The following is a 22,970-nucleotide window of genomic DNA, read 5'->3' on the forward strand; positions in this document are numbered from 1 at the left end:
GGTAAGCGCTTGCTTAATCGTCACGATACGCGCTGCACCCGACACCCTGCCAGGTGCCGGGTCCCACGGCTCGACGAACGAGGGCCCCCGGGCCCGGCTCCCTCAGCCCTTCTGGCGGCGCGCGGCGGCAGCGCGCAGGGGCCCGACGAGGCGGGGTCCGGCCAGTCGACGCTCGAGCCGACGCGCCTCCCGCCCGAGCGGCTGGGCTACGTACTGGCCGAGCAGCACACCGGACGCGAGCGCCACGGCGACGCCGCCGGCGGTGATCATCCAGAGCAGGCCGAGCAGGTTCTCGCCCGCCAGCAGCGACAGGGCCCGGAAGATGGACAGACCCGGCAGCAGCGGCACGATGCACGAGACGACCACCACGAGCGGCGGCACCCGGAACCGGCGGGCCACGGAGTAGCCCACGAAGCCGACGGCGAACGCGGCCACGCCGGCGGCGGCCGGCCGGCCGACGTCGGCCTGGGTGAGTGCGGCGTAGGCGCCCGACGTGACGGCGGCGAGCAGACCGATGGGCACCACGATGCGCTTGGGCGAGTAGGCCGAGAGGGCGAAGGCCGCGGCGGTCACGCCGGCCCCCGCCATCACCTGGGGCAGCTGCGAGAGTCCGGACGCCCCCGGGTCCAGGGCGAAGTCGACCCCCAGCCACTCGCCGACCTGCAGACCGGCGGAGACGCCGACGATGATGCCGACGGTCGCGATCATCACCTCCATGATCCGGGCGTTGGCGGTGATCGAGAAGCCGGTGAGCGCGTCCTGGATGGCACCGATGAAGCCGAGTCCGGCGAGCAGCATGATGATCGCCGCCGTCACGACCAGGGACGGGTTGACCTCGGCGGGCGTCGCGGCCACGGCCACCGCGATGAGCGTGGCCAGGAGCGCTCCGGCCACCTGGGAGTAGAAGAAGGGCAGCCGCAGACGTTCGATCCGTCGCTGCAGGACCTCGATCGCGGCGCCGGCGACACCGGCCACGGCGAGCACGATCCAGTCGCCGCCCAGCAGGAGAGCCACGCCCGCACCGGTGAGGCCCCAGCTGGCGGTGATCGCCCAACGCGGCCGGGGGTGGCCGGTGGAGGCGATCCGAGCCACGCGCGACGCGGCCTCCTCGCGGTCGATCTCGCCGGTGAGCAGCGCGTTGACGAGCAGGTCGACGGCGGTCAGGTCGGCGTAGTCGACCTCGCGGTGGGTCACGTGCCGGCGCATGACGATCGGCAGGTCGTCCACGCTCTCCTGGTGGCTCAGCGTGAGCGACGTGAAGGTCACGTCGACCAAGGTCTGCCGCAGTCCGAGGTGATGGGTCACCGAGGCCATCGTGGCGGTCACGTCGGCCGCACCCGCACCGTTGGACAGCAGCATCTCGCCGATCCTCAGGGCGAGGTCGAGCGTGCGCTGCACGTCCTTGGAGTCCGTCATGAGCACCATGGTGCCGGGTGGTGCGGAGGCCCTGCGCGGGTGGCCAGGTCGTTCACGCGGCCGGCCGGGGCCCGCCTCGGTATCCTCCCTCCAGGAGGATCCTCACATGGCGGAACAGGTGGACGACGGGCTCGACGACCGGCTTGCGGCGATGGCCCGCGAGCTGGCGACGCAGCCCACCGCGGAGCGCACCGCCGAGCGGCTGACGTCGCTGGCGCTCGAGCTGGTCCGCGGCGCCTCCGACGCGGGTGTCTCGCTGGTCCGTGCGCGGGGCCGGATCGAGACCGTGGCCCCCACCAGCGAGCTCGTGGCGCGGGCCGACGACCTGCAGCACCGGCTCCACGAGGGTCCGTGCGTCGATGCGCTGGACGCCGACGAGATCGACGCCCCCGACCTCACGAGCGACGAGCGCTGGCCGCGCTGGCGTCCCGAGGTGGTCGAGGCCGGTGTGCGGGCGATGTTCTGCGTACAGCTGAACCTCGACGACCGCGGCCTCGGTGCCCTGAACCTCTACGGCTCCTCGGTCGACGCGTTCGACGAGGCCGACCGCGAGGCAGCGCGTCACCTCGCGAGCCACGCCGCGATCGCCATCGCCTCGTCGCAGGAACGGGCGTCGCTGCAGGAGGCCCTCGCCAGTCGCACCGTGATCGGCCAGGCGGAGGGCATCCTCATGGAGCGCTTCGGCGTCGACGCCGACCAGGCCTTCGCGGTGCTCGTGCGGTACTCGCAGCACCACAACGTGAAGCTGGCGCAGGTGGCGCGCGACCTGGTCCACACGCGGAGCCTGCCCGGGATCGACTGAGCGTCAGGCCTGCGACGTCACTTCGTCCGGAAGGTCGCCCTCCTCGACCAGCCGACGCGCGACGTCGCGAAGCTTGACGTTGTGGTGCTGCGAGTGGCGGACGAGCACCTGGAAGGCGGCGTCGACGGTCAGTCCGTAGCGCTCCACGAGCACGCCGACGGCGATGCCGATGTCGCCACGCGCGTCGAGGGCGCGGCGCAACCCGTCGCGATCGTGGGCGACGCCGAGCGCGACCGAGGCGAGTCCTCCCAGCTCGGTGGCGCGCAGGCACGCCTCGTCGTCGAACGCGTCGGGGTCCTCGGCGTAGAGGTCGAGGCGGCCGGGCTCGCCGCTGCGGCTGGACAACGGCACCACGACGACCGACCGGTGGCCCAGCATCGCCACGTCGCGACCCCAGTCGCGCCAGCGCGGATCGCTGGCGGTGTCACGGACGTGGACGTGGCCGACGGGCCCGGCGTCGGCGAGCGAGGAACCGGCTCCTGGGCCTCCCGGGAGACGGAGCGCCTGCATCGCCTGGGGTGACGTCGCCGCGAGCGCCGGTCGGCCCGAGGCCGACGGCACCGTCACGGCGGCGGCGTCGCACGGGACCACGGCGAGCGCGAGCGAGGCGATGCGGTGCGCCACCGACTCGGTGGGCGGTGGCTTGACGCGGACGGCGGAGGACGCCGAGGGGGTCGGCTCGGAGGTCGTGGGGTCCGGCGTCTCGGGCGAGGACGGCGACGGGGGTGGGGCAGGACGGGTCAGCGCGACCACCTCCTGGTGCGTGAGGTCGTCGGCTGCTGCTCAACCGAGGGGTAGCGAACCACATCGGTGTGGTCCGACCCACGCCGGGTCAGTCCTCGTCGATGAGACCCTCTCGTCGCGCCTCGCGGACGATGCGTCGCAGGTTGTCCAGACGCCCGCAGTCCGCGTCGATCTGCTGGTTGCGCTCGGTCGCGAAGGCCTCGCCGAGCTTCGCGAGGACCTCGGGACCGAGCTCCTCGCGCGCCGGGTTGAGGATGGTCAGCTCCTCCTCGGTGAGATGGTGGCTGACGAGCCGGGTCAGCTCCTCGACGGCGTCGTCGAACTTCTGCGTGTCGGTGGCGGCGCACTCCATGACCGCGAGCAGGGCCTCGTTGCCCTCGGCGTGCTCGTGCTCGCCGTGGTCGGCCTCGTGGGCGTCCACGGCCCGCCGCTTCTTGAGCTGCGGGTACACGTGGCGCTCCTCGGCCTCGGCGTGGGCGACGTGCAAGGCCGAGAACGCCTGACGCACGGCGTCGCGGTCCGACGCGGTGCTGCGCAGCTGGCGCAGCAGGTCCTCGAAGCGGCGGTGGTCGTCGAGGATCAGCTCGATGACGTCGCCCGAGACGGGGCGGCCCAGGTCGATGGTGGTGGAGGAGGTCATGGCGCGAGCGTAGGCACGCGCGATCGGTCGCGCACGTCGGCGCATGACCCGCCCGGTCCTGGGTACATCGCGCCCATGACGACCCGAATCGGACTGGAACAGGGCCGACGATCGGCCCTGGTGCTGAGCATCGCTCATGCCGAGGACGTGGCACACCTGCGGGACCTCGAGGACGACCGCGCCACGGACGCCGTGCTGTGCCTGGTGCCGGCCGCTGTCGAGCCGGACGCCGAGGTGCAGTCCCTCTGGCACCGCGTGGCGGAGCGCCGCTTCGTCGTGGTGCTGCGGTACTCCACGGGGCCCGACGCCCACGCTCGTCGCGCGGGCGGGGAGCTGGCCGCTCCCGGCGTCCTGGCCGCCATCTCCCGGGTGGCGGCGTGGACGACCGCGCAGGACGCGCCGGGTCTGCGGCTCATGGTCCTGGAGCCCGCCACGCCCGACGGCGCGAGCGCGGTCCTCGAGGACGAGCCCGAGATGCAAGGTCTGACGATCCACGCGAACGTCGACGTGTGCACGACAACGGAAGGAATCACCATGACCATCGCTCCTGACGACCCGTTCGCCGTACCCCAGCCGGACGCGGACCCCGCATCCGACCCGGGAGCCGAGCCCGACGTGCAGCCGATCGAGCCCGACGATCCGGACGACGTGCCCGAGGTCCCCCTCGAGCCGACGCCGGCCCCCGACGAGACGGGGATCCGATGAGTGACGGCTTCCCCGCCCAGCAGCAGGACCCGCCCGGCAGCACGGGGGCGATGGACCCCCAGCCGGACCACGGCGAGGAGTCCTACGTCGGCCACGGCCGCCTGGAGGGCAAGGTCGCCCTGGTGACCGGCGGAGACTCCGGCATCGGCCGCGCCGTCGCCATCGCCTACGCCCGCGAGGGCGCCGACGTCGCCTTCACGCACCTGCCCGACGAGGGCGACGACGCGGCCGAGACCGGCCGCCTGGTCGCCGAGGCGGGCCGCCGCGTCCTGGCGCTCGAGGCCGACCTGCGCGACCGCGCGGCGTGCGACGACGCGGTCGCCCAGACCGTCGGAGAGCTCGGCGGTCTCGACGTGCTGGTGAACAACGCCGGCTACCAGATGGCGCGCGAGGAGGGCATCGAGGCGCTGACCGACGAGAACCTCGACCGTGTGCTGAAGACCAACCTCTACGCCGCGTTCTGGCTGACCCGTGCGGCGGTGCCGCACCTGCGTGAGCGCGGGGGCAACGTCATCAACAACACGTCGATCCAGGCCTACGAGCCGTCGACGTCGTTGCTGGACTACGCCTCCACCAAGGCGGCGCTCAACAACTTGACCGTGAACCTGGCCGCCGAGCTCGGGGCCGACGGCATCCGCGTGAACGCGGTGGCGCCCGGCCCCATCTGGACGCCGCTGCAACCCGCCACCCAGCCGGCGGAGAAGATCGAGCAGTTCGGCTCCGACACCCCGTTGGGACGCGCGGGCCAGCCGGCCGAGGTGGCGCCTGCCTTCGTGTTCCTGGCGTCGGAGCGCGACGCGAGCTACGTGTCCGGCACGGTGCTGGGCGTGACGGGCGGCAAGCCGGTCTTCTGACCGGACGGTGCCACGATCGAACGAGAGAACCGAACGACAGGAGGTGCGCCATGCCGGCAGGCAAGGACGCGAGCGACGAGCCGTCGCTGAAGAACCCCGAGATGTACGAGGCGCTCCGGGACGACGGAGCCTCGAAGGAGAAGGCCGCCCGGATCTCCAACGCGGCCGCCCGCGATGGCGAGAGGACCGTCGGCAAGCGCGGAGGCGAGTCCGGCTCCTACGAGGACTGGACGGTCGACGACCTGCGCGGCCGGGCCAAGGAGCTCGGTCTCGAGGGCTACTCGGACCTGCGCAAGGACGAGCTGATCGAGAAGCTGCGCAACCACTGAGGGACGCCGTCCACCCTGCGGGGGTGGGAACGGCTGGAAGACTGTCGGCATGACCGACGGAGAGTCCTCCAGCGCTTTGCCCGCCCCCGGGAGCGGGCCGCCACCGCTGAGCGACCTCGCCGCGGCCGTCCTGGTGTTCGGATCGTCCGCCGCGGTGCTGGTGGTCGAGATCGTCGCGCTGCGGCTACTCGCGCCGTACCTCGGCCTCACCCTCGAGACGTCGACCACCGTCATCGGTCTGGCCCTGGCGGCCATCGCGGCGGGCTCGTGGGCCGGTGGCAGGGCCGCCGACACGATCGACCCGCGCCGGGCCCTCGCGCCGCTGCTCGCGATCTCGGGCGTCGTCATCGCCGCCACGCCGTTCGCGGTGCGCAGCGTGGCCGATCCCGAGTCCGTGGGGCTGCTGTACCTGGTGGCCGCCGCGACGATCGTGGTGCCGGGCGCCCTGCTCTCGGCAGTGACGCCGATGGTGACCAAGCTGCTGCTGCGCACCCTCGACGAGACCGGGACGGTCGTCGGTCGGCTCTCGGGCATCGGCACCGTGGGGGCCATCGTCGGCACGGTGCTGACCGGATTCGTGCTCATCTCGCACGTGCGGGTGAGCGTGATCCTGGTCGGCCTGGGCGTGCTCCTGGCCGCGGCCGCCGCCGTGCTGGAGCTGCGTCTGCGCGGTCCGGGCTTCGGCCTGCTCGCCGTCGGCGGGGCGGTGCTCGTCGGTGGCACCGCGGCCCTGGCGCCCGGCGGCTGCGAGGTCGAGACCACCTACCACTGCGCGTCGGTGGAGCCCGGGGGATCCACCCCCGAGGGCCGCCTGCTCGTGCTCGACGGCCTGCGCCACTCCTTCGTGGACCTCTCCGACCCCGAGTACCTCGAGTTCGCCTATACCCGCGGCTACGCCGCCGTGATCGACGCGATGTTCCCGACGTCGGAGCCGCTGTCCGCGCATCACCTGGGCGCCGGTGGTGTGACGATGCCCCGGTGGCTGGCCTCGACTCGCCCGGGCACCACGAGCGTGGTCTCGGAGATCGACGGCGGCGTCGTGCAGCTCGACCGTGACGAGCTGGGGCTGGAGACCAGCGACGCCCTGCAGGTGCGGGTCGAGGACGCCCGGCTCGGCCTGCGCGACGTCGAGCCCGGCAGCCTCGACCTCGTGGTCGGTGACGCCTTCGGCGGCGTGAGCGTGCCGTGGCACCTGACCACCCGTGAGATGGCCGAGGAGGTGCACGAGGCCCTCGACGACGACGGCGTCTACGTGCTCAACGTGATCGACCACGGATCGCTGGACTTCGCCCGCGCCGAGGTGCGGACCGTCCAGGAGCGCTGGCCGCACGTGGCGGTGCTCGGCTGGCCCGCCGACGGCCCCGGACCGGGCGGCGGCAACATCGTGGTGGCGGCGTCGGAGCGACCGGTCGACGTCGATGCGGTGCGCGCCGGACTGGGTGAGCGCCAGGTGGGGTGGGAGGTCACCGACGGCGACGACCTCGACGCCTGGGTGGGCGACGCCGCGGAGCTGAGCGACGACTACGCCCCGGTCGACCAGCTGCTCACCCCCTGACGGTCGCCGAGCGGGTCCTCGCTGCCGCCGGGCCTCTCCGGCGGCTGTGCTCTCGCCCGCTGCTGCGTCGCTGTGACCGAGAGTCGGGTGGGCTCCGACAGGGCCTCGACCGGAGCGGGGGTTCTCGGCCCGGCTGGGTCTGCGGGGCGTGGCCACGATTCTCCATCTGCGCGTGATTCACGCAGGATTCTTCCTTCTCGTGGACCGTCCCGCGCGAAGGGAGAATCGCTGACCCGCTCTGCCCCGCGCACTGTCGCGAGCTCAGGACCCGCCGGTCTGCGTGCGGGCGAGGTCAGGCCGCGACGTCACCCACCTCGCGGCGCAGCCGCGCCAGCAGAGTCGACAGACGACGTGAGACCTGCATCTGGCTGATGCCGAGCCGGGTCGCGATCTCGCGCTGGGGCAGCTCGTCGACGAAGCGCCACGCGAGCAGGCGTCGCTCGTCGTCGGTCAGCGTGGTGCGCAACGACCGGACCGTGAGCCAGGCGTCGACCCGGGCGTACCCGTCCTCCGTGAGGGCCGCCGCTCCGATGCCGTCGTCCAGCGAGTCGGCCGTGAAGCAGCCGCCGGCGGCGAGCGCCTCGCGCACCTCGGCCACCGTGGCGCCGAGCTGTGCGGCGATCGCCTCGGGACGGTCGGTCCAGGATCCGCCGACGGAGGTCTCCGCCGCGATGCGCGCCTGCAGCTCCTGGAGACGACGTGGTGGGCGCACGCTCCAGGCGTGGTCGCGGAAGTACCGCTTGATCTCGCCGCGGATGGTGCTGGCCGCGTACGGCGCGAAGTCTCCGCGGTCGGCGTCGAAGCGCTCCGCCGCCTTGACGAGCGCGAGGCGGGCGACCTGGAGCAGGTCGTCGTCCTCGACGCCGCGGCCGCGGTAGAGGCGAGCCAGATGTGCCGCGAGTGGCAGATGATCCTGGATGAGCGAGCCCGTGCGCATGGTCTGAGCCATGTCGACCTCCCGAGTCGGGGCGACGACGGCTGCTGCTCAACCTGCTTCCAGCCTGACCCGGGCGTCGACGATCCGCAACCCCGGCAGGATTCAGGTGCCCGGCTCCGGGTACGTCCCGCACGTGGACTCCCCAGGACAGACTGCCCCCGCCCCGACCGTGCGGACCGTGCCGTTCGGTCCCCTGTCGATCGACGTCGACGACACCGTGCTGCTGCCGCGACCATGGACGTACGCCCAGTCGCGATGGGCGGCCGAGCTGCTGACCTCCCTTCCCGAGGGTGACGTGCTCGAGCTGTGCTCCGGGGCCGGCCAGATCGGCCTCGCGGCGGTCCACGACACCGGACGCCGACTGGTGATGGTCGACGCGGCTCCCCGAGCCTGTGAGCTCGCCCGCGTGAACGCCGAGCGCGTGACCGAGGACGTGGAGGTCCGCGAAGGCCAGTTCGACGCCGTGCTCGGCGAGGACGAGCGGTTCGTCCTGGTGGTCGCGGATCCGCCGTGGGTGCCGACGCAGCGGGTGGGTGAGCATCCCGCCGACCCGCTCTGGGCGATCGACGGCGGGATCGACGGACTCGAGGTGGCCCGCCGATGCGTCCGGGTGGCGGCCAAGCACCTGGAGCCGACCGGACGGCTCCTCCTCCAGCTCGGCAGCCGGGAGCAGGTGGAGCTGCTGGAACGGCCCTTCACCTGGGTGGGCCTCGAGGTGGTCGAGGTGCGCGAGGAGGGGCAGGAGGGATCGAGCGGCGTGGTGGCGCTCGTGGCGCCCACGACCCGTTCGAGTTGAACGACCTCCCGAACCGTGGTTCCGTGGGGGACAGGTTGAGTCAGCAGCCGATCTCGTTCGACGAGAGGCATGTGCATGACCACCACCCTCCCCGCCCCCACCGCCAGCGCGGTCCAGGATCCCGACGTCGCCACTGGTGAGCGGCTGCGACGAGCGGCCGAGGCGCCCGCCGACCGACGTCGCGAGCTGCAGAACGATGTCGTGTCCGACTACATCCCCATGGCCGGCCGCCTGGCGCGCCGTTACCGCGGCCGCGGCATCGCCGACGACGACCTCGACCAGGTGGCGCGCCTCGGCCTCGTGAAGGCGATCCGCCGCTTCGACCCCGAACGTCGCTCCTTCGCCGCCTACGCCGTGCCCACGGTCCTGGGCGAGCTGCGACGACACTTCCGTGACCGCGGCTGGACCATCCGGCCGGTGCGCTCGCTCCAGGAGCTGCAGATGTCGGTGACGGCCGCCCGGGACGAGCTGCGCAGCACCGGCACGCACGAGCCGAGCGCCGAGGACGTCGCCGAGCGCCTCGGGATCGGCGTGGCCGAGGTCCGCGAGGCCGACGCCGCGCACGACGCCTTCGCGCCCCGGTCACTCGACGTGCCGTCGCCCGCCGACGGCACCTTCGCGCACGAGCGGATCGGAGCGCTCGATCCCGGGCACGAGGCGGTCGAGCGGCTCCAGACGGCGATGCCGGCGCTGCGCTCCCTCGACGAGCAGGACCGTCGGCTGCTGCACATGCGCTTCGTCGAGGACCGCACGCAGCGCGACATCGGCGCTGAGCTCGGGGTCTCGCAGATGCAGGTCTCGCGCCGGTTGACGGCGGTGCTGCAGCGGGTGCGCGAGCGCATCGGACCGCTCGACGGCTGACCCCTCGGCGAGGCGCCGGGTTCGTCGGTGCGTCGTCGAGGTGTGAGGCAGGCCGATCGCGGGTAGTCCTGGGACATGAGCACCTTCGGAAGCAGCCCCCAGTCCGGTCCCGGGACCAACGACCACGCACCGGTCGACCCCGCGACGTCGCCCGACACCGAGCCCGACGCCGACCTTCCCCCAACAGAGCCGTCGCTCGACGCCTCCGAGCTGGAGGACGACGAGGACGGTGGCGAGGAGGGCGACGACGCGTCGTCCTGACCTGGACGGGGCGGCCGGGGAGGGCGGACACCCACCCGGCCGCCGGTCAGCGCACGAGCGCCCGGGCCGCTGCCTGGGTGTGAGCCTGCTCGAGCCGGTCCTGCTGCGACTCGGCCTGGGCCACGAGGTCCTCCAGCTCCGCGCGGTCCAGCGCCGGGTGCACGTCGACGACCGACAGCAGCGCCTGCCACCCGGCGCGCTTGCCCGCGACGGCCGTGCGCATCGCCTCGAGCTCGACGAGGTCGGTCATGTCGGTCCGCTGCGTCAGGGATCCGTTGGGCTTCAGGCGTCCGAGCCGCTCGCCGGCCTGGGCGGCGAGCGTGAGCGCCTTGGACTCGCCGACACCGAGGTCGTCGGCCATGCGGCGCAACCGGCGTCGCTCGTCCACGAGCTCGCCGTGGATCTCGCGCACCGTGTTCCCGATGTCGGGATCGAGCTGCGCGTCGGCGCTGCGGTCGAACAGGTCGATGCCTGCGGCCGAGCCGGCGAGGTGCGTGTGCACGTGGTGCGCGATCGGCGAGCCGCCCGGCACGATCGCGGAGATGGGGGAGGGCATGGGTGCTCCTTCGGGGCGGGCGTTGTCCCGCTCGTGGTCGAGGTCTGTGCCCAGCATGTACCCGCTCCCGGTCGGGCCATGCCACGCATGGTCTCGCGCCCGGCGGGTACGCGTCGGAGGAACACCACCGACGCGAGGAGGACGACCGTGAGAGCAGTGACGTGGCAGGGCCGACGCGACATCCAGGTGCACGACGTGCCGGACCCTCGCATCGAGGATCCGGGCGACGTCGTGCTGAAGGTGACGAGGACCGGCCTGTGCGGCTCCGACCTGCACCTGTACGAGGTGATGGGTCCCTTCATGAACACCGGTGACGTCCTGGGTCACGAGACGATGGGCGAGGTGGTGGAGGTCGGCGCCGGCATCACGAACCTCGCCGTCGGCGACCGCGTGGTGGTGCCGTTCCAGATCGCCTGCGGCGACTGCTTCATGTGTCGCAAGGGGCTGCAGACGCAGTGCGAGACCACGCAGGTGCGCTCGCACGGCACGGGAGCAGCCCTGTTCGGCTACAGCGAGCTGTACGGCAGCGTTCCTGGCGGTCAGGCCGAGTACCTGCGCGTGCCGCACGCGGACTACGGCGCCATCAAGGTGGGTCCCGACCTGCCCGACGAGCGATACGTCTACCTGTCCGACGTGATGCCCACGGCGTGGCAGGCCGTCCGGTACGCCGACGTGCACGAGGGCGACACGCTCGCCGTCGTCGGACTCGGCCCGATCGGCGACATGGCCGCCCGTCTCGCGCTGCACCAGGGCATCCGGGTCATCGGCATCGACCTGGTCCCCGAGCGGCTGGAGCGTGCGCGACAGCGAGGTGTGGAGACCTTGCACGTGGAGGACGACGACGTCGTGGAGACGGTCTTCGAGCTCACGTCGGGTCGTGGCGCGGACGGCGTGATCGACGCCGTCGGCATGGAGGCGCACGGCTCGCCGGCGCCCTCGGTGCTGCAGAAGGCGGTCGGCCTCCTCCCGGACGGCCTGGCGAAGCAGGCCATGACCTCGGCCAGCGTCGACCGGCTGGCCGCGCTGCACCTGTCCACCCAGCTGGTGCGCCGCGGCGGCACGGTCTCGCTGTCGGGCGTCTACACGGGCACGCACGACCCGATGCCCATGCAGCAGCTCTTCGACCGCCAGGTGACGCTGCGGATGGGACAGGCCAACGTGAAGAGGTGGGTCGACGACCTGATGCCGCTCGCGGAGCGCGCCGACGACCCGCTGGGCCTCGAGTCCTTCGCCACCCACCGGTTGTCGCTGGAGGACGCGCCGCGCGCGTACGACATCTTCCAGCGCAAGGACGACGGCGCCGTCAAGGTCGTCTTCGACCCCAGCCTCTGAGGGACGCGCGCGGCCGGCTCCCCCTCACGGGTGGGGGCCGGCCGCGGCACGTCGGGCGATCAGCTTGTGCGTCCCGTCGCACCAGGGGCCGCGCGCCGTGGCGTCGCAGCGGCACAGGGCGACCACCGGCCGCTGGGCCTGCACCGCCGTCCCGTCGGGCGCCACGACGAAGCCGAGGTCGCGCACCAGGCGAGGGCCGGCCTGCGCCCCGCGGATCATCGCCTCCCTGCGGTCGCTCATGCCGGCACCGGCGCACCGAGGAGGTCGACGGCGCAGCGCTCCTCGACGAAGACGCACACGAAGGCGCCGAACCCGACCTCGTCCTCGAGCTGCGGGTCCCCACCGGTCTCGAGCTCGCACAGCGTGCGGGCCAGGTGCTCGTGCACCGCGTCCGCCTCGACGTGCTCGTCGTAGTAGAGCGCGACCGTCTCGTCGAAGCCGAGGCGCCGCAACCCGTGCACCATGTCGGCGCTCGGGAGCGAGCTGGTGGCCTCGAAGGCCGCCAGGTGGCCCAGGGCCGCGTGCCGCAGGCGTCGGTGCAGGCACAGCAGCGACATCGCGTTGCTAAGCGTCAACGTCTCCTCGGACGCCTCGTCGACGTAGGCGCCGTAGGTCGGGTCGAGCCCTGCCGCCTCCATCGCCCGCTCGAACAGGTGCGCGTGCAGACGGTCCGCCTGCCCGTCGCCGAGCTCGTCGTACTGCAGCTCGGCCAGCCCGGCCTTCGCGGCGTTCCCGAGCCGCGGCAGCACGAAGCACTGCGGGTCGGCCTCCTTGAGGTGGTAGATGCTGCGCTGGACGAGGACGCGGCGGACGTCGTCGGCATCGGCGCTCTCGCGGACGAAGCGGGCGACGCCGGGGACGTCGCTGTCGGCCTCGACGAGGCCGGCGAGGTCGCGGGGGCCGGTCGAGGTCGCGAACGCCTCGCGCAACCAGGCCTCGAGGTCACGACCCAGACGGTTCCGCAGCCTCAGCACCTCCGGCGACCACTCCAGGTCCGGGTCGACGCCGTCGAAGCCGCGGTACGCGAGCTCGTACAGCGTCCAGAGCGCTAGGGCGTGGTCACGGGTGGTCGGTGCCGGTGCGTCCAGGAGGTCGGGGAGCGGGCGCAGCATCGTCAGGTGGTCGTGCACGGCCTGGCTGACCGGGCCGCACGGCGTGGGGATCCTCATGACCCTGACGTACCCCGGGTAGGTGCCGTGACACGTGAGGTTTGACTCCGTGCTCACCGGGTACCTGAGAGGTGGGTGACGCGGTCCCGGCCCGCCTCACGCAGTGCGGGGCCGGGCCGCGCCGCCCCTGTTCCGCTTCTGTTCCGCACAGCCGGCCTCGACGAACGACGCCTCTGGCGTGGGCCCCGTCCTCTAGAGTCTCCTCGGACCCCGAGGAGGCACGATGAGCGACTGGCAGCCCGACATGCTGGGCGAGGGCTACGAGCAGCGCACGTTCGAGCTGGGCGACGACCCCGACGGCCAGGGCGAGGTGTTCGCCACGCTCGTGCGCCGCACCTGGACCGGATCCGTGCCCGCGGAGCGGGCCGTCCTCTACGTCCACGGGTTCAGCGACTACTTCTTCCAGAAGGAGCTCGCGGAGTTCTTCGTCGACCGGGGCTTCGCGTTCTATGCCCTCGACCTGCGCAAGTGCGGCCGCTCGCGTCGGGAGGGCCAGACGGCTCACCACGTCACCGACCTCGCCCTCTACGACGCCGAGCTGGACCGTGCTCTGGCCGTGGTGCGCGAGGAGGTGCCCGGGGGTCCGGTGCTGCTGTCGGGCCACTCCACGGGAGGGCTCGTGCTGCCGCTGTGGCTCCACCGTCTCAACCAGCGTCCCGGGGGCTCGCGCGGCGCGGGCATCAGCGGGCTGGTGCTCAACAGCCCATGGTTCGACCTGCAGGGCAAGCCGTGGATGCGGACGGTGGGCACGCTCGCCATCCGTGGCGTCGGACGGATCAAGCCGTTCGACGTGATGAAGCTGCCGCCGACCGACGCGTACGGCAGCAGCCTGCACGTCAGCGGACACGGCGAGTGGGACTACGACACCGTGCTCAAGCCGCTCGACGGCTTCCGCGTCACCTACGGGTGGCTCGGTGCGGTCCGGGCCGGACACGCGCGTCTGCACCGCGGCCTCGACGTCGGCGTGCCGTCGCTGGTGCTGCGCTCGGACAAGACCCGGTTCGCCCGCTCGTGGAGCGAGCAGGTCGACCGCGCCGACGCGGTGCTCGACGTCAAGCAGATCGCTCGGTGGGTCGGCTGCCTCGGCGACGCCGTGACGTCGTTGCCGATCCCCGACGCCCGCCACGACGTCTTCCTCTCGCTGAAGGAGCCGCGGGAGGCCGCCTACGACGCCGTCGACGCCTGGCTGCGAGCCACCGCGATCGTGTCGTCTGCGGGGGACGCCCCGGTGGGGTAGACCTGTCCCCGTGAGTGCCATGCCGATGTTCCCGCTCGGCACCGTGCTGCTGCCGGGCGGGCTGCTGCCGCTGCGGCTGTTCGAGCCGCGCTACCTGGAGATGCTGCAGGACGTGCTGCAGGCCGAGGAGCCCGAGATCGGCTTCGTCCTCATCGAGCGCGGCCACGAGGCCGGCGGCGGGGACGCGCGGTTCTCCACGGCCACGGTCGGGCGCATCGTCCAGGCCGAGCCGCGAGAGTCCGACGTCGGCATGGTGGTGCAGGGCGGACGCCGCGTCGAGGTGGAGGGCTGGCTTCCCGAGGACCCGTACCCGCGGGCCCGGGTGCGCGACCTCCCCGACCTGGTGCCCGACGTCGACCGCGCCGAGGTGGCCGCCGTGCACGACCGTGCGGTCGCCGCGTCGCTGCGTCTGGGCATCATGGCACCGGAACCGCCTCCGCACGGTCTGCTCGCCGCCTGCTGGCACCTCGCGGACGCCTGCCCGCTCGGTCCCTACGACCGGCTCGCGCTGCTGCGCTCCACCCGCGCCCGTCAGCTCCTCTCCGCCGTCGACGACGCCTACGACCAGGCGGTCCAGATGCACGAGGCCTTCGGCCCAGGCAGCTAGGGCCTGCCTCTCGACGTCGTTCGGGCGACACAGGGAGTCGGGCGCGCACCGGGTCCGCCGGGACCCTCCACGACGGCCTCGGCGATGTGGGCGCCATGTCCTAGGCTCAGGCGCGTGGATGCCCCTCTCGCCCTCTACCGCCGGTACCGTCCCGAGACGTTCGCCGAGGTGATCGGTCAGGAGCACGTCACCGACCCGTTGCGGCACGCGCTCGCGGCCAACCGGGTCAACCACGCCTACCTGTTCTCCGGGCCTCGAGGTTGCGGCAAGACCACCAGCGCCCGCATCCTCGCCCGAGCACTCAACTGCGAGCAGGCGCCGGTCTCGGACCCCTGCGGCGAGTGCCAGAGCTGCCGCGACCTCGCCCGGGGCGGGCCGGGCAGCGTCGACGTCATCGAGATCGACGCCGCCAGCCACGGTGGCGTCGACGACGCCCGCGACCTGCGCGAGCGGGCCTTCTTCGCGCCCATCAGCAGCCGCTACAAGGTCTACATCATCGACGAGGCGCACATGGTGAGCCCGCAGGGCTTCAACGCGCTGCTCAAGCTGGTCGAGGAGCCGCCGCCGCACCTCAAGTTCATCTTCGCCACCACCGAGCCCGACAAGGTCATCGGCACCATCCGGTCGCGCACCCACCACTACCCCTTCCGGCTCGTGCCGCCCAAGGCGCTGGGCGACTACCTGAACCAGCTGAGCGAGACCGAGGGCGTGCGGCTCGAGCCGGCGGCCCTGCCGCTCGTGGTGCGCGCCGGCGCCGGCTCCGTGCGCGACACCCTGAGCGTGCTCGACCAGCTCCTCGGCGGCGCCGGGCCCGAGGGCGTCACCTACGACCTCGCCGTCCAGCTGCTCGGCTACACCCCCGACTCGTTGCTCGACGAGGCCGTCGCAGCGTTCGGCGCGGGTGACGGGAGCACCGTGTTCGGCGTCGTCGACAAGATCATCGAGTCCGGTCAGGACCCGCGGCGCTTCGCCGAGGACCTGCTGCAGCGCCTGCGCGACCTCGTGGTGCTGCGCGCCGTGCCCGACGCGCTGGCCACCGGTCTGCTCGACGTCCCCGGCGACCGCGCCGAGCGGCTGCAGAGCCAGGCCACGTCGTTCGGCCCGGCCGACCTGACCCGCATGGCCGACCTCGTCAACGCGGCGCTCACCGAGTTCCGCGGTGCCACCGCTCCTCGGCTGCTGCTCGAGCTGATGTGTGCCCGGATCCTCGTGCCGGCCTCCGACGCCTCAGGGGTCGTGGCCCGCGTCGACCGGCTCGAGAAGCGACTCTCCATGGGCGGGGTTCCCGCCGCGTCGGCCGCCACGGGAGCCGACGCCCCGGCCGACGCCCAGCCGAGCGCGGCCGCCCCTGCACCTGCCCAGCCTGCACCTGCCCAGCCCGGCCCCACGCAGGCTGCTCCGGCACAGGGCGCCCCTGCCCGGCAGACGCCCGCCCCCGACCCGGCCCGGCCCCCCGTCGACGACGCGCCGCCCTGGGACGTCGAGGAGCCGCCGGAGCCGGATCACCAGCCACCCCCGCCGTCGACGCCGCAGCCGTCGCAGGAGGCGCCCCATCGCCCGGCGCCCGAGCAGGCGGCTCCGGCCGCGACCCAGCCGGCCCCGTCGCAGCCTCCGACCCGCGAGCCCGAGCCGGCCGCCGCCGAGGCCCAGCCGGCCTCGGCACCTGCCGGGGGGATGAGCGTGGCCGACGTGCGTCGGCTCTGGCCCGAGATCCTCGAGGTGGTCAAGGGCCTGCGCCGGTTCACCTGGATCATGCTCAGCCAGAACGCACAGGTGCAGGCGCTCGACGGGACCACCCTCACCATCGCCCTGGTCAACAGCGGCGCCCGCGACTCCTTCATGGCCAGCGGCTCCGCCGAGTACGTGCAGAAGGCGCTGCAGCAGGTGATCGGGGTGCAGTGGCGGATCGACGCCATCGTCGACCCCTCGGCCGACCCGCGGGCGGCGAGCAACCCCGCGCCGGCATCGCCCCAGGCTGCGGCTCCCACGCCGCCGGCCCAGGCCGCTCCGGCCACCGGTGGCGACGCCGGCCGCGGGGTGGGCGCACCGGAGTCGGTGCGCCAGGCCATGCGCGAGCCGGCCTCGATGGCCCCGCCGGAGGACCCCGACGCGTCCGCCCACCCCGACGACCCGGTGGTCGACCAGGGCACCGATCCCGAGCAGCTGCTCAGCCGGGAGCTGGGTGCCCGGGTGATCGATGAGATCGACCACGGCTGACGGTGCCGCCGACGGATCCGCCCTGGTGGCACGTCGCCGCCGGCTCGACCTCGACGACGACCCCCTCGCGGTGCTGCGGCGGCTGCGCGGCCGCGACCGGCTCGTGGGTCTGGTCGGCTCGTGGCACCAGGGCGACGCGCTCGTGGCGTGCGACCCGGTCCGTGTGCTCGACCCCGACGTCGACGACCCGTTCGACCTGCCCCTCCCGGTCGTCGTCGAGGACGCCGGTGCCGGGTTCGGCGGTGGGTGGATCGGCCTGTGGGGCTACCGGCTGGGTGGCCGCGTGGAGCGGGTCCCGGAGCCGAGGTCGCGCCCCGTGCCGCGTCCCGACGCCCAGCTGGCGTTCTACGCCTGGGTGCTGCGGCGCACCCGCGGCACGTGGTGGCTCGAGTGGCTGGGCGACGCCGACGTCGCACCGGTGCTGGACCTGCTCGACGGACCGCCCCCGCCCCCGCGGGAGCACCGGGTGGGCGCGTTCACGCTCACGCCGTCGCCCGCCGAGCACGAGGCCGCCGTGGCGCGCGCCGTCGAGCACGTGCACGCGGGCGACCTGTTCCAGGTGAACCTGTGCGCCCGGCTGGAGGCCTCGCTCGAGGGCGATCCGCTCGACGCCTTCTGTGCCGGCGCCGAACGGCTCCGACCCGCCTACGGCGCCTACGTCGAGAGCCCGGACGGTGCCGTCCTGTCCTTCTCGCCCGAGCTGTTCCTGCGGCGCACCGGCCAGGAGGTGCTCACCTCGCCCATCAAGGGGACGGCGCCGCTGGGTCTCGACGCGCGCGAGGACGCCGCCACGGTCGGAGCGCTCGTGGCCTCGGCCAAGGACCGCGCCGAGAACGTCATGATCGTCGACCTCATGCGCAACGACCTCGGCCGGGTGAGCGCCCCGGGCAGCGTGCGGGTCCCCGCCCTGGTGCGTCCTGAGCGGCATGCGGTGTGGCAGCTGGTGTCCGACGTCGTCGGTCGTCTCGCCCCCGGCGTCGGCGACGCCGAGCTGCTGCGAGCCACCTTCCCTCCGGGATCGGTCACCGGTGCCCCGAAGGTCCGGGCCATGGAGGTGGCCGCCGCGCTTGAGGTCACCGGCCGCGAGGCGTACACCGGCGCCATCGGGCACCTCAGCCCCCTGGCAGGTCTGGAGACCAACGTGGTCATCCGCACCGTCGAGGTGGCCGAAGGTCGCGCGTGGCTCGGCGTCGGCGGGGGGATCGTCGCCGACTCCGAGCCGGCGGCGGAGCTGGCCGAGGTGTTCGTGAAGGCCGCGCCGGTGGTTGCGGCGATCGGAGGCACCCTCACCGACGACGTGGCTCCCGCGGTCGGTCCCCGGCCCACACCCGTGCACGGCTCGGTCGGGTCGGCCGCCGACGCACGCCGCGGCGTGTTCACCACCGTCCTCGTCCGCGACGGTCGCGCGGTCGACGTCGAGGCGCACCTGGCGCGGCTCGACGCGAGCGTGCGCGCCGTCTACGGCACCACCGTGCGCGAGGGTCTCGACGACGCGGTCGCCCGGCGGGCAGCGACCCTGGGCGCCGGGCGGCACCGGCTGCGGATCGAGGCCGTCCCGGCCGAGCCCGAGCGGGTCGGTGAGGACCCGGTGCCGGTGGGCGTCCGCATGGTCGATGCCCCCCTCGTCGAGGCGCCCGCCACCTGGTGCCTGTCGCCCGTGGTCGTGCCGGGCGGCTGGGGAGCCGACAAGTGGGTCGACCGCGGACCCCTCGACCTCTCCGCCGCCCCCTCGCGCGAGGCTGCCGACGACGTGCTGGTGCTCGACGTCGACGGCTCCGTCCTCGAGGGCGGGCGCACCAACGTCTTCTGCGTCCTCGACGACGGGGTGCACACGCCGCCGCTCGACGGGCGCGTGCTGCCGGGCACCCAGCGGGCCCGGGTGGTCGACGCGCTGCTCGCCGCAGGTGTCCCGCTCCACCAGCGCAGGCTCACCACCACCGACCTGGCCGCCGCGTCGGAGGTCTTCGTCACCAACGCGCTGCGCGGGGCGGTCCCCGTGCGTGAGGTCGTCGGCGTCGGCGCCTGGGAGGCGCCCGGTCCGGTGACCCGGCGGGTCGCCGAGGACCTGTCCGCCGGCGTTCCGGCGCAGCAGGAGCGGCCGCTCGCACCCCGACGGGGCACCCGCGCGCGGGTGCTGTTCGTCGACAACTACGACTCCTTCGTCTTCAACCTCGTCCAGTACGTGCGCGAGCTCGGCGCCGACGCGCAGGTGGTGCGCAACGACGCGGTCACCGTCGAGGAGCTGGTGGACGCCCGTGAGGCCGGGGACCTCACGCACGTGGTGCTCTCGCCCGGGCCGGGGACGCCGGCCGACGCGGGGATCAGCGTCGACGTGGTGCGCCGGCTCGGCCCCACCACGCCGCTGCTCGGGGTGTGCCTGGGGCACCAGGCGATCACCGAGGCCTACGGAGGGCGGGTGGTACGCGCCGCCGAGGTGGTGCACGGGAAGCCGTCGCTCGTCCACCACGACGGGCTGGGCGTGCACACGGGCCTGCCCTCGCCGCTCACCGTGGCGCGCTACCACTCCCTCGTGGCCGAGGAGGCGAGCCTTCCGCCCGAGCTGGTCGTCACCAGCCGCACCGCCTCCGGCGTGGTCATGGGCCTGCGCCACACCTCCCACCCCGTCGAGGGCGTGCAGTGGCACCCCGAGTCGATCCTCACGACCCGCGGCCACGACCTCCTCGCCACCTTCCTCCGCCAGGGTCTGCCCGGGACGGCCGGGACAGGGTGAAGGTCGTGGTCAGTGGCACGCACGCGAGTGGCAAGAGCGTGCTCGTCGCCGCCCTGGCGGAGGCCCTCGACGGCGTGGAGGTCCTCCCCGACCCGTACGAGGTCCTGGGGGAGGACCTGGGCGACGAGCCGGACGCGGGTGGGTTCTTCGAGCAGCTGGTGCTCGCGGCGGATCGGCTGTCCGACCCGGCGCCCGACCACGTCGTCCTCGCCGAACGTGGGCCGCTCGACCTCCTGGCCTACCTCGAGGCGCTCGACGTCCTCGGGCGACCCGGTCGCGACGGCGGGCTCGCGGAACGCGGCCGCAGCATCGCGGTCGCGACGGCGTCGTCCATCGACCTGCTCCTCCTGCTGGACCCCGATGACGTCGTCGAGCCCGACGACGAGGACCCCCCGCTGCGTCGGGCCGTGGCTGGTGCCCTGCTCGACCTCGCGGACGACCCGGACCTCGTGGGTGACGCGCTCGTGGTGGAGCTGGCAGGCGATCCGCAGAGCCGCCTTCGGCAGGCCCTCGCGGCTCTGGCGATCGTGCAGCGAGGCTCCTGACGCAGGTTCGCACCGGCCGGTGCCCACCCCGCGTGGCAGCATCGGTCGCATGGACCTGACCCTCACCGACGAGCAGGCGAGCTTCCGCGCCCTGGCACGTGACTTCCTCGACCGCGAGGTCGTGCCGCACCGTGCCGCGTGGGACCGCGCCGAGTCCGTGGACCTCGCGATCATCCCCAAGCTCGGCGAGATCGGCTTCTTCGGTCTCACCATCCCCGAGGAGTACGGCGGGGTCGGCGGCGACTACGTCACCTACGTGCTCGCGGCCGAGGAGCTGGGCCGGGCCGACTCGGCCATCCGCGGCATCGTCTCGGTGTCGTCGGGCCTGTTCGGCACGTCCGTCCTGCAGCACGGCACCGAGGAGCAGAAGCAGCGCTGGCTGCCCGACATCGCCGCCGGGCGGACGCTCGGCTGCTTCGGCCTCACCGAGCCCGGCACCGGCTCCGACGCCGGCAACCTGCGCACCCGTGCCCGCCGCGACGGCGACGACTGGGTGATCGACGGCTCCAAGATCTTCATCACCAACGGCACCTGGGCCGACGTCGCCCTCGTCTTCGCCCGCACCAGCGACGACGGCCCGCGGGGCGTGTCGGCGTTCCTCGTGCCCACCGACACGCCCGGCTTCGAGGCCACCGAGGTCAAGGGCAAGCTGGGCCTGCGTGGCCAGGCCACCGCGGCGTTGTCCTTCGACGGCGTGCGGGTCCCGGCCGACGCCCTGCTCGGCGAGGAGGGCAAGGGCTTCAAGATCGCCATGCAGACGCTCGACAAGGGCCGGGTCACGATCGCAGCGAGCTGCGTCGGCATCGTGCAGGGCTGCCTCGAGGAGACCGTGAAGTACACCGGCGAGCGCGAGCAGTTCGGCCGGCCGATCGCGTCGTTCCAGCTGGTGCAGGAGATGATCGCCGACATGAGCGTCGACGCCGACGCCGCGCGGCTGCTCACCTGGCGCGCCGCCGACCTCATGCAGCGCGGGGAGCCGTTCGGCACCGCCGCCTCCAAGGCCAAGCTGTTCGCGTCCGAGGCCGCGGTGCGTGCCTCGAACCTGGCGGTGCAGGCGTTCGGCGGCTACGGCTTCATCGACGAGTACCCCGTGCAGAAGTACCTGCGTGACGCTCGCGTGATGACCCTGTACGAGGGCACCAGCCAGGTGCAGAAGCTGCTGATCGGTCGGTCCGAGACGGGCATCAACGCGTTCGTCTGACCGCGTCGTTCGATCGACGGCGCCTGTTCGACGACGCACGGCCGCGCGCCGAGCGGGCCCGCGGCCGCCGGGGCGCCTAGACTCACTCCTTGTGTACGACGGCGTCATCCAGGACCTCATCGACGAGCTCGGGCAGCTGCCCGGGGTCGGTCCGAAGAGCGCCCAGCGGATCGCCTTCCACCTGCTCGACGCCGACCCCGAGGACGTCCGCCGCCTCGCGGCCGTGCTGGTCGACGTGAAGGACAAGGTCCACTTCTGCGCGATCTGCGGCAACGTGACGGTCGACGTCGAGTGCCGCATCTGCACCGACCCCCGCCGCGACGTCACCGTGCTGTGCGTCGTGGAGGAGAGCAAGGACGTCGTCGCCATCGAGCGCACCCGCGAGTTCCGCGGCCGCTACCACGTGCTGGGCGGCGCGATCAGCCCCATCGCGGGCATCGGCCCCGACCAGCTGCGCATCCGTGAGCTGCTCGGCCGCCTGCAGGACGGCGCCGTCACCGAGGTCATCATCGCCACCGACCCGAACCTCGAGGGCGAGGCCACGGCCACCTACCTCATCCGCATGCTGAGCACCCTCGGCCTGCGGGTCAGCAAGCTCGCCAGCGGCCTGCCCGTCGGCGGCGACCTCGAGTACGCCGACGAGCTCACCCTCGGGCGCGCCTTCGAGGGCCGCACCGCCATCGCCGGCTGAACGTCAGCGCGCCTCGGTCCCTGCCAGGAGCTCGGCCTGGTCGGCCGCGATCGCCCGCACCACGCGGATCCACAGGGCGCACGCGACGACGAACAGCACGGTCGTCGCGGCGGCGAACGCCGGCAGGTGCTGGATGGACGCCGTGTCGATCTCGTCGACCGGGACGAACACGCTCTCGACACCGGTGGCGAGGCAGCCCAGCAGGAAGGCACCCCACCACCACCCCACGCGGGCCCCGGACGAGGGACGGTGGGATCGCACCCGCAGGGCGTCGCGCACCACCTGGTAGGGGAACCACAACGAGACGATCGGCACCAGCCATCCGCCCCACACCCACCCGCGCCGCCGCGCGTGGGGAGACGTCGGCGACAGGACCTCGAGGTTGGATCGGACGCGCCACAACCACAGGCACGTGATGACGTAGGCGCCGAGCAGGACGGGGAAGCTCGCGGCGTCGACCAGCTCGTACGGGGTCCACAGGTCCCAGGCCAGACCGCCGTCCGCCTCCTGGCGCTCCCATCGCTCGACGGCGTCCTGCGCCAGCCAGAAGCGGGGCAGCAGCAACGCGGTGTAGAGCGCGGCGACGCCGACGGTGAGTGCGGTCAGCAGGCCGAGCGGCTGGGCGTACCCCGTGGGCGCCGCGGGGTGCGGAGCGGACTGGCCGGGAGCAGCCGTCGCGCCGGACTGCGCGACGCCCTCCGGGACGTCGTCCTGCGACGGGTAGCGCGGGTACGTCGGTGAGTCGGTCATGGTTCCCCCGGGTCGTGATGATCTGGGGCGACCG

The 22,970-nt window shown here is 73.3% G+C and carries 24 protein-coding genes; 16 read left to right on the forward strand and 8 right to left on the reverse strand.

Annotated elements, in window-relative coordinates; all coding sequences use genetic code 11:
- Positions 1-102: 102 nt before the first annotated feature.
- A complete protein-coding gene (locus tag NBW76_RS03550) occupies positions 103-1,416 on the reverse strand; it encodes a threonine/serine exporter ThrE family protein (RefSeq protein ID WP_055963079.1) in 1,314 nt (437 codons plus the stop codon).
- 106 nt (positions 1,417-1,522) lie between these two features.
- Here NBW76_RS03550 and NBW76_RS03555 point away from each other — a divergent pair, with 106 nt between their 5' ends.
- Positions 1,523-2,218, forward strand: a complete 696-nt coding sequence (locus NBW76_RS03555; protein ID WP_055963082.1) for a GAF and ANTAR domain-containing protein — start codon at positions 1,523-1,525, stop codon at positions 2,216-2,218.
- A 3-nt stretch (positions 2,219-2,221) separates the two neighbouring features.
- On the opposite strand, the gene NBW76_RS03560 is transcribed toward NBW76_RS03555, so the two are convergent.
- Both NBW76_RS03560 and NBW76_RS03565 read right to left on the reverse strand, forming a co-directional pair.
- A complete protein-coding gene (locus NBW76_RS03560) occupies positions 2,222-2,971 on the reverse strand; it encodes a GAF and ANTAR domain-containing protein (RefSeq protein ID WP_056556440.1) in 750 nt (249 codons plus the stop codon).
- Between the two features lie 79 nt (positions 2,972-3,050).
- A complete protein-coding gene (locus NBW76_RS03565) occupies positions 3,051-3,602 on the reverse strand; it encodes a hemerythrin domain-containing protein (protein ID WP_056557206.1) in 552 nt (183 codons plus the stop codon).
- A 75-nt stretch (positions 3,603-3,677) separates the two neighbouring features.
- Here NBW76_RS03565 and NBW76_RS03570 point away from each other — a divergent pair, with 75 nt between their 5' ends.
- Genes NBW76_RS03570 through NBW76_RS03585 form a run of 4 tightly spaced genes read left to right on the forward strand, consistent with a single transcriptional unit; the run spans position 3,678 to position 7,045 of the window.
- A complete protein-coding gene (locus NBW76_RS03570; protein WP_156364879.1) occupies positions 3,678-4,307 on the forward strand; it encodes a hypothetical protein in 630 nt (209 codons plus the stop codon).
- Entirely contained in the window at positions 4,304-5,161 is an 858-nt protein-coding gene (locus NBW76_RS03575; protein WP_056556433.1) for a glucose 1-dehydrogenase, read from the forward strand. The genes NBW76_RS03570 and NBW76_RS03575 overlap by 4 nt, the downstream gene beginning before the upstream one ends.
- A gap of 50 nt (positions 5,162-5,211) precedes the next feature.
- Complete coding sequence (locus NBW76_RS03580) at positions 5,212-5,490, forward strand: Rho termination factor N-terminal domain-containing protein (protein ID WP_056556431.1); 279 nt, start codon at positions 5,212-5,214, stop codon at positions 5,488-5,490.
- A gap of 49 nt (positions 5,491-5,539) precedes the next feature.
- The gene (locus NBW76_RS03585) at positions 5,540-7,045 is read left to right on the forward strand and encodes a fused MFS/spermidine synthase (RefSeq protein WP_056556427.1); all 1,506 of its coding nucleotides are present in this window, start codon (positions 5,540-5,542) and stop codon (positions 7,043-7,045) included.
- Between the two features lie 292 nt (positions 7,046-7,337).
- On the opposite strand, the gene NBW76_RS03590 is transcribed toward NBW76_RS03585, so the two are convergent.
- Positions 7,338-7,994, reverse strand: coding sequence for a sigma-70 family RNA polymerase sigma factor (locus tag NBW76_RS03590; RefSeq protein ID WP_056556424.1), 657 nt, complete (start codon positions 7,992-7,994; stop codon positions 7,338-7,340).
- A 166-nt stretch (positions 7,995-8,160) separates the two neighbouring features.
- On the opposite strand from NBW76_RS03590, the gene NBW76_RS03595 reads away from it, so the two are divergent.
- From NBW76_RS03595 to NBW76_RS03605, 3 genes are all read left to right on the forward strand, one after another.
- On the forward strand, positions 8,161-8,778 hold the full coding sequence (locus NBW76_RS03595; protein ID WP_162239232.1) for a class I SAM-dependent methyltransferase: 618 nt from the start codon (positions 8,161-8,163) through the stop codon (positions 8,776-8,778).
- A 75-nt stretch (positions 8,779-8,853) separates the two neighbouring features.
- Positions 8,854-9,639, forward strand: a complete 786-nt coding sequence (locus tag NBW76_RS03600; RefSeq protein ID WP_056556420.1) for a sigma-70 family RNA polymerase sigma factor — start codon at positions 8,854-8,856, stop codon at positions 9,637-9,639.
- A 75-nt stretch (positions 9,640-9,714) separates the two neighbouring features.
- Positions 9,715-9,900, forward strand: a complete 186-nt coding sequence (locus tag NBW76_RS03605) for a hypothetical protein (protein WP_055963107.1) — start codon at positions 9,715-9,717, stop codon at positions 9,898-9,900.
- Between the two features lie 46 nt (positions 9,901-9,946).
- On the opposite strand, the gene NBW76_RS03610 is transcribed toward NBW76_RS03605, so the two are convergent.
- Positions 9,947-10,456 carry a hypothetical protein gene (locus NBW76_RS03610; protein ID WP_055963110.1) on the reverse strand — a complete coding sequence of 170 codons (510 nt, stop codon included), beginning with the start codon at positions 10,454-10,456 and terminating at the stop codon, positions 9,947-9,949.
- Positions 10,457-10,603: 147 nt separating this feature from the next.
- Here NBW76_RS03610 and NBW76_RS03615 point away from each other — a divergent pair, with 147 nt between their 5' ends.
- Positions 10,604-11,788: a zinc-dependent alcohol dehydrogenase gene (locus NBW76_RS03615; RefSeq protein ID WP_056556417.1), complete on the forward strand. Its 1,185-nt coding sequence runs from the start codon at positions 10,604-10,606 to the stop codon at positions 11,786-11,788.
- A gap of 24 nt (positions 11,789-11,812) precedes the next feature.
- On the opposite strand, the gene NBW76_RS03620 is transcribed toward NBW76_RS03615, so the two are convergent.
- Together NBW76_RS03620 and NBW76_RS03625 are read right to left on the reverse strand one after the other, a co-directional pair.
- A complete protein-coding gene (locus NBW76_RS03620; RefSeq protein WP_056556415.1) occupies positions 11,813-12,028 on the reverse strand; it encodes a CDGSH iron-sulfur domain-containing protein in 216 nt (71 codons plus the stop codon).
- A complete protein-coding gene (locus NBW76_RS03625) occupies positions 12,025-12,957 on the reverse strand; it encodes an iron-containing redox enzyme family protein (RefSeq protein WP_056556413.1) in 933 nt (310 codons plus the stop codon). The genes NBW76_RS03620 and NBW76_RS03625 overlap by 4 nt, the downstream gene beginning before the upstream one ends.
- A 223-nt stretch (positions 12,958-13,180) precedes the next feature.
- Between NBW76_RS03625 and NBW76_RS03630 the strand changes: the two genes are divergently transcribed.
- The 7 genes from NBW76_RS03630 to recR all read left to right on the forward strand — a co-directional run bounded on the left by NBW76_RS03630 (position 13,181) and on the right by recR (position 22,186).
- Positions 13,181-14,194 (forward strand): alpha/beta hydrolase, encoded by a 1,014-nt coding sequence (locus NBW76_RS03630; RefSeq protein ID WP_056556410.1) that lies wholly within the window; start codon positions 13,181-13,183, stop codon positions 14,192-14,194.
- Positions 14,195-14,213: 19 nt separating this feature from the next.
- Entirely contained in the window at positions 14,214-14,801 is a 588-nt protein-coding gene (locus NBW76_RS03635) for an LON peptidase substrate-binding domain-containing protein (protein WP_055963124.1), read from the forward strand.
- A 114-nt stretch (positions 14,802-14,915) separates the two neighbouring features.
- A complete protein-coding gene (locus tag NBW76_RS03640; RefSeq protein ID WP_235493064.1) occupies positions 14,916-17,018 on the forward strand; it encodes a DNA polymerase III subunit gamma and tau in 2,103 nt (700 codons plus the stop codon).
- Positions 16,999-19,749 (forward strand): chorismate-binding protein, encoded by a 2,751-nt coding sequence (locus tag NBW76_RS03645; protein WP_082482045.1) that lies wholly within the window; start codon positions 16,999-17,001, stop codon positions 19,747-19,749. The genes NBW76_RS03640 and NBW76_RS03645 overlap by 20 nt, the downstream gene beginning before the upstream one ends.
- 5 nt (positions 19,750-19,754) lie before the next feature.
- Positions 19,755-20,294 carry an AAA family ATPase gene (locus tag NBW76_RS03650; RefSeq protein WP_162239231.1) on the forward strand — a complete coding sequence of 180 codons (540 nt, stop codon included), beginning with the start codon at positions 19,755-19,757 and terminating at the stop codon, positions 20,292-20,294.
- Between the two features lie 49 nt (positions 20,295-20,343).
- Positions 20,344-21,495 carry an acyl-CoA dehydrogenase family protein gene (locus NBW76_RS03655; protein ID WP_055963136.1) on the forward strand — a complete coding sequence of 384 codons (1,152 nt, stop codon included), beginning with the start codon at positions 20,344-20,346 and terminating at the stop codon, positions 21,493-21,495.
- A gap of 91 nt (positions 21,496-21,586) precedes the next feature.
- Positions 21,587-22,186, forward strand: a complete 600-nt coding sequence (recR, locus tag NBW76_RS03660) for a recombination mediator RecR (protein ID WP_055963139.1) — start codon at positions 21,587-21,589, stop codon at positions 22,184-22,186.
- A gap of 3 nt (positions 22,187-22,189) precedes the next feature.
- Here recR and NBW76_RS03665 read toward each other — a convergent pair whose 3' ends face one another.
- Positions 22,190-22,936 carry a DUF4328 domain-containing protein gene (locus tag NBW76_RS03665; protein ID WP_055963142.1) on the reverse strand — a complete coding sequence of 249 codons (747 nt, stop codon included), beginning with the start codon at positions 22,934-22,936 and terminating at the stop codon, positions 22,190-22,192.
- Positions 22,937-22,970 lie beyond the last annotated feature (34 nt).

The organism is Aeromicrobium sp. Leaf245, from assembly GCF_942548115.1.
Classification (GTDB): domain Bacteria; phylum Actinomycetota; class Actinomycetes; order Propionibacteriales; family Nocardioidaceae; genus Aeromicrobium.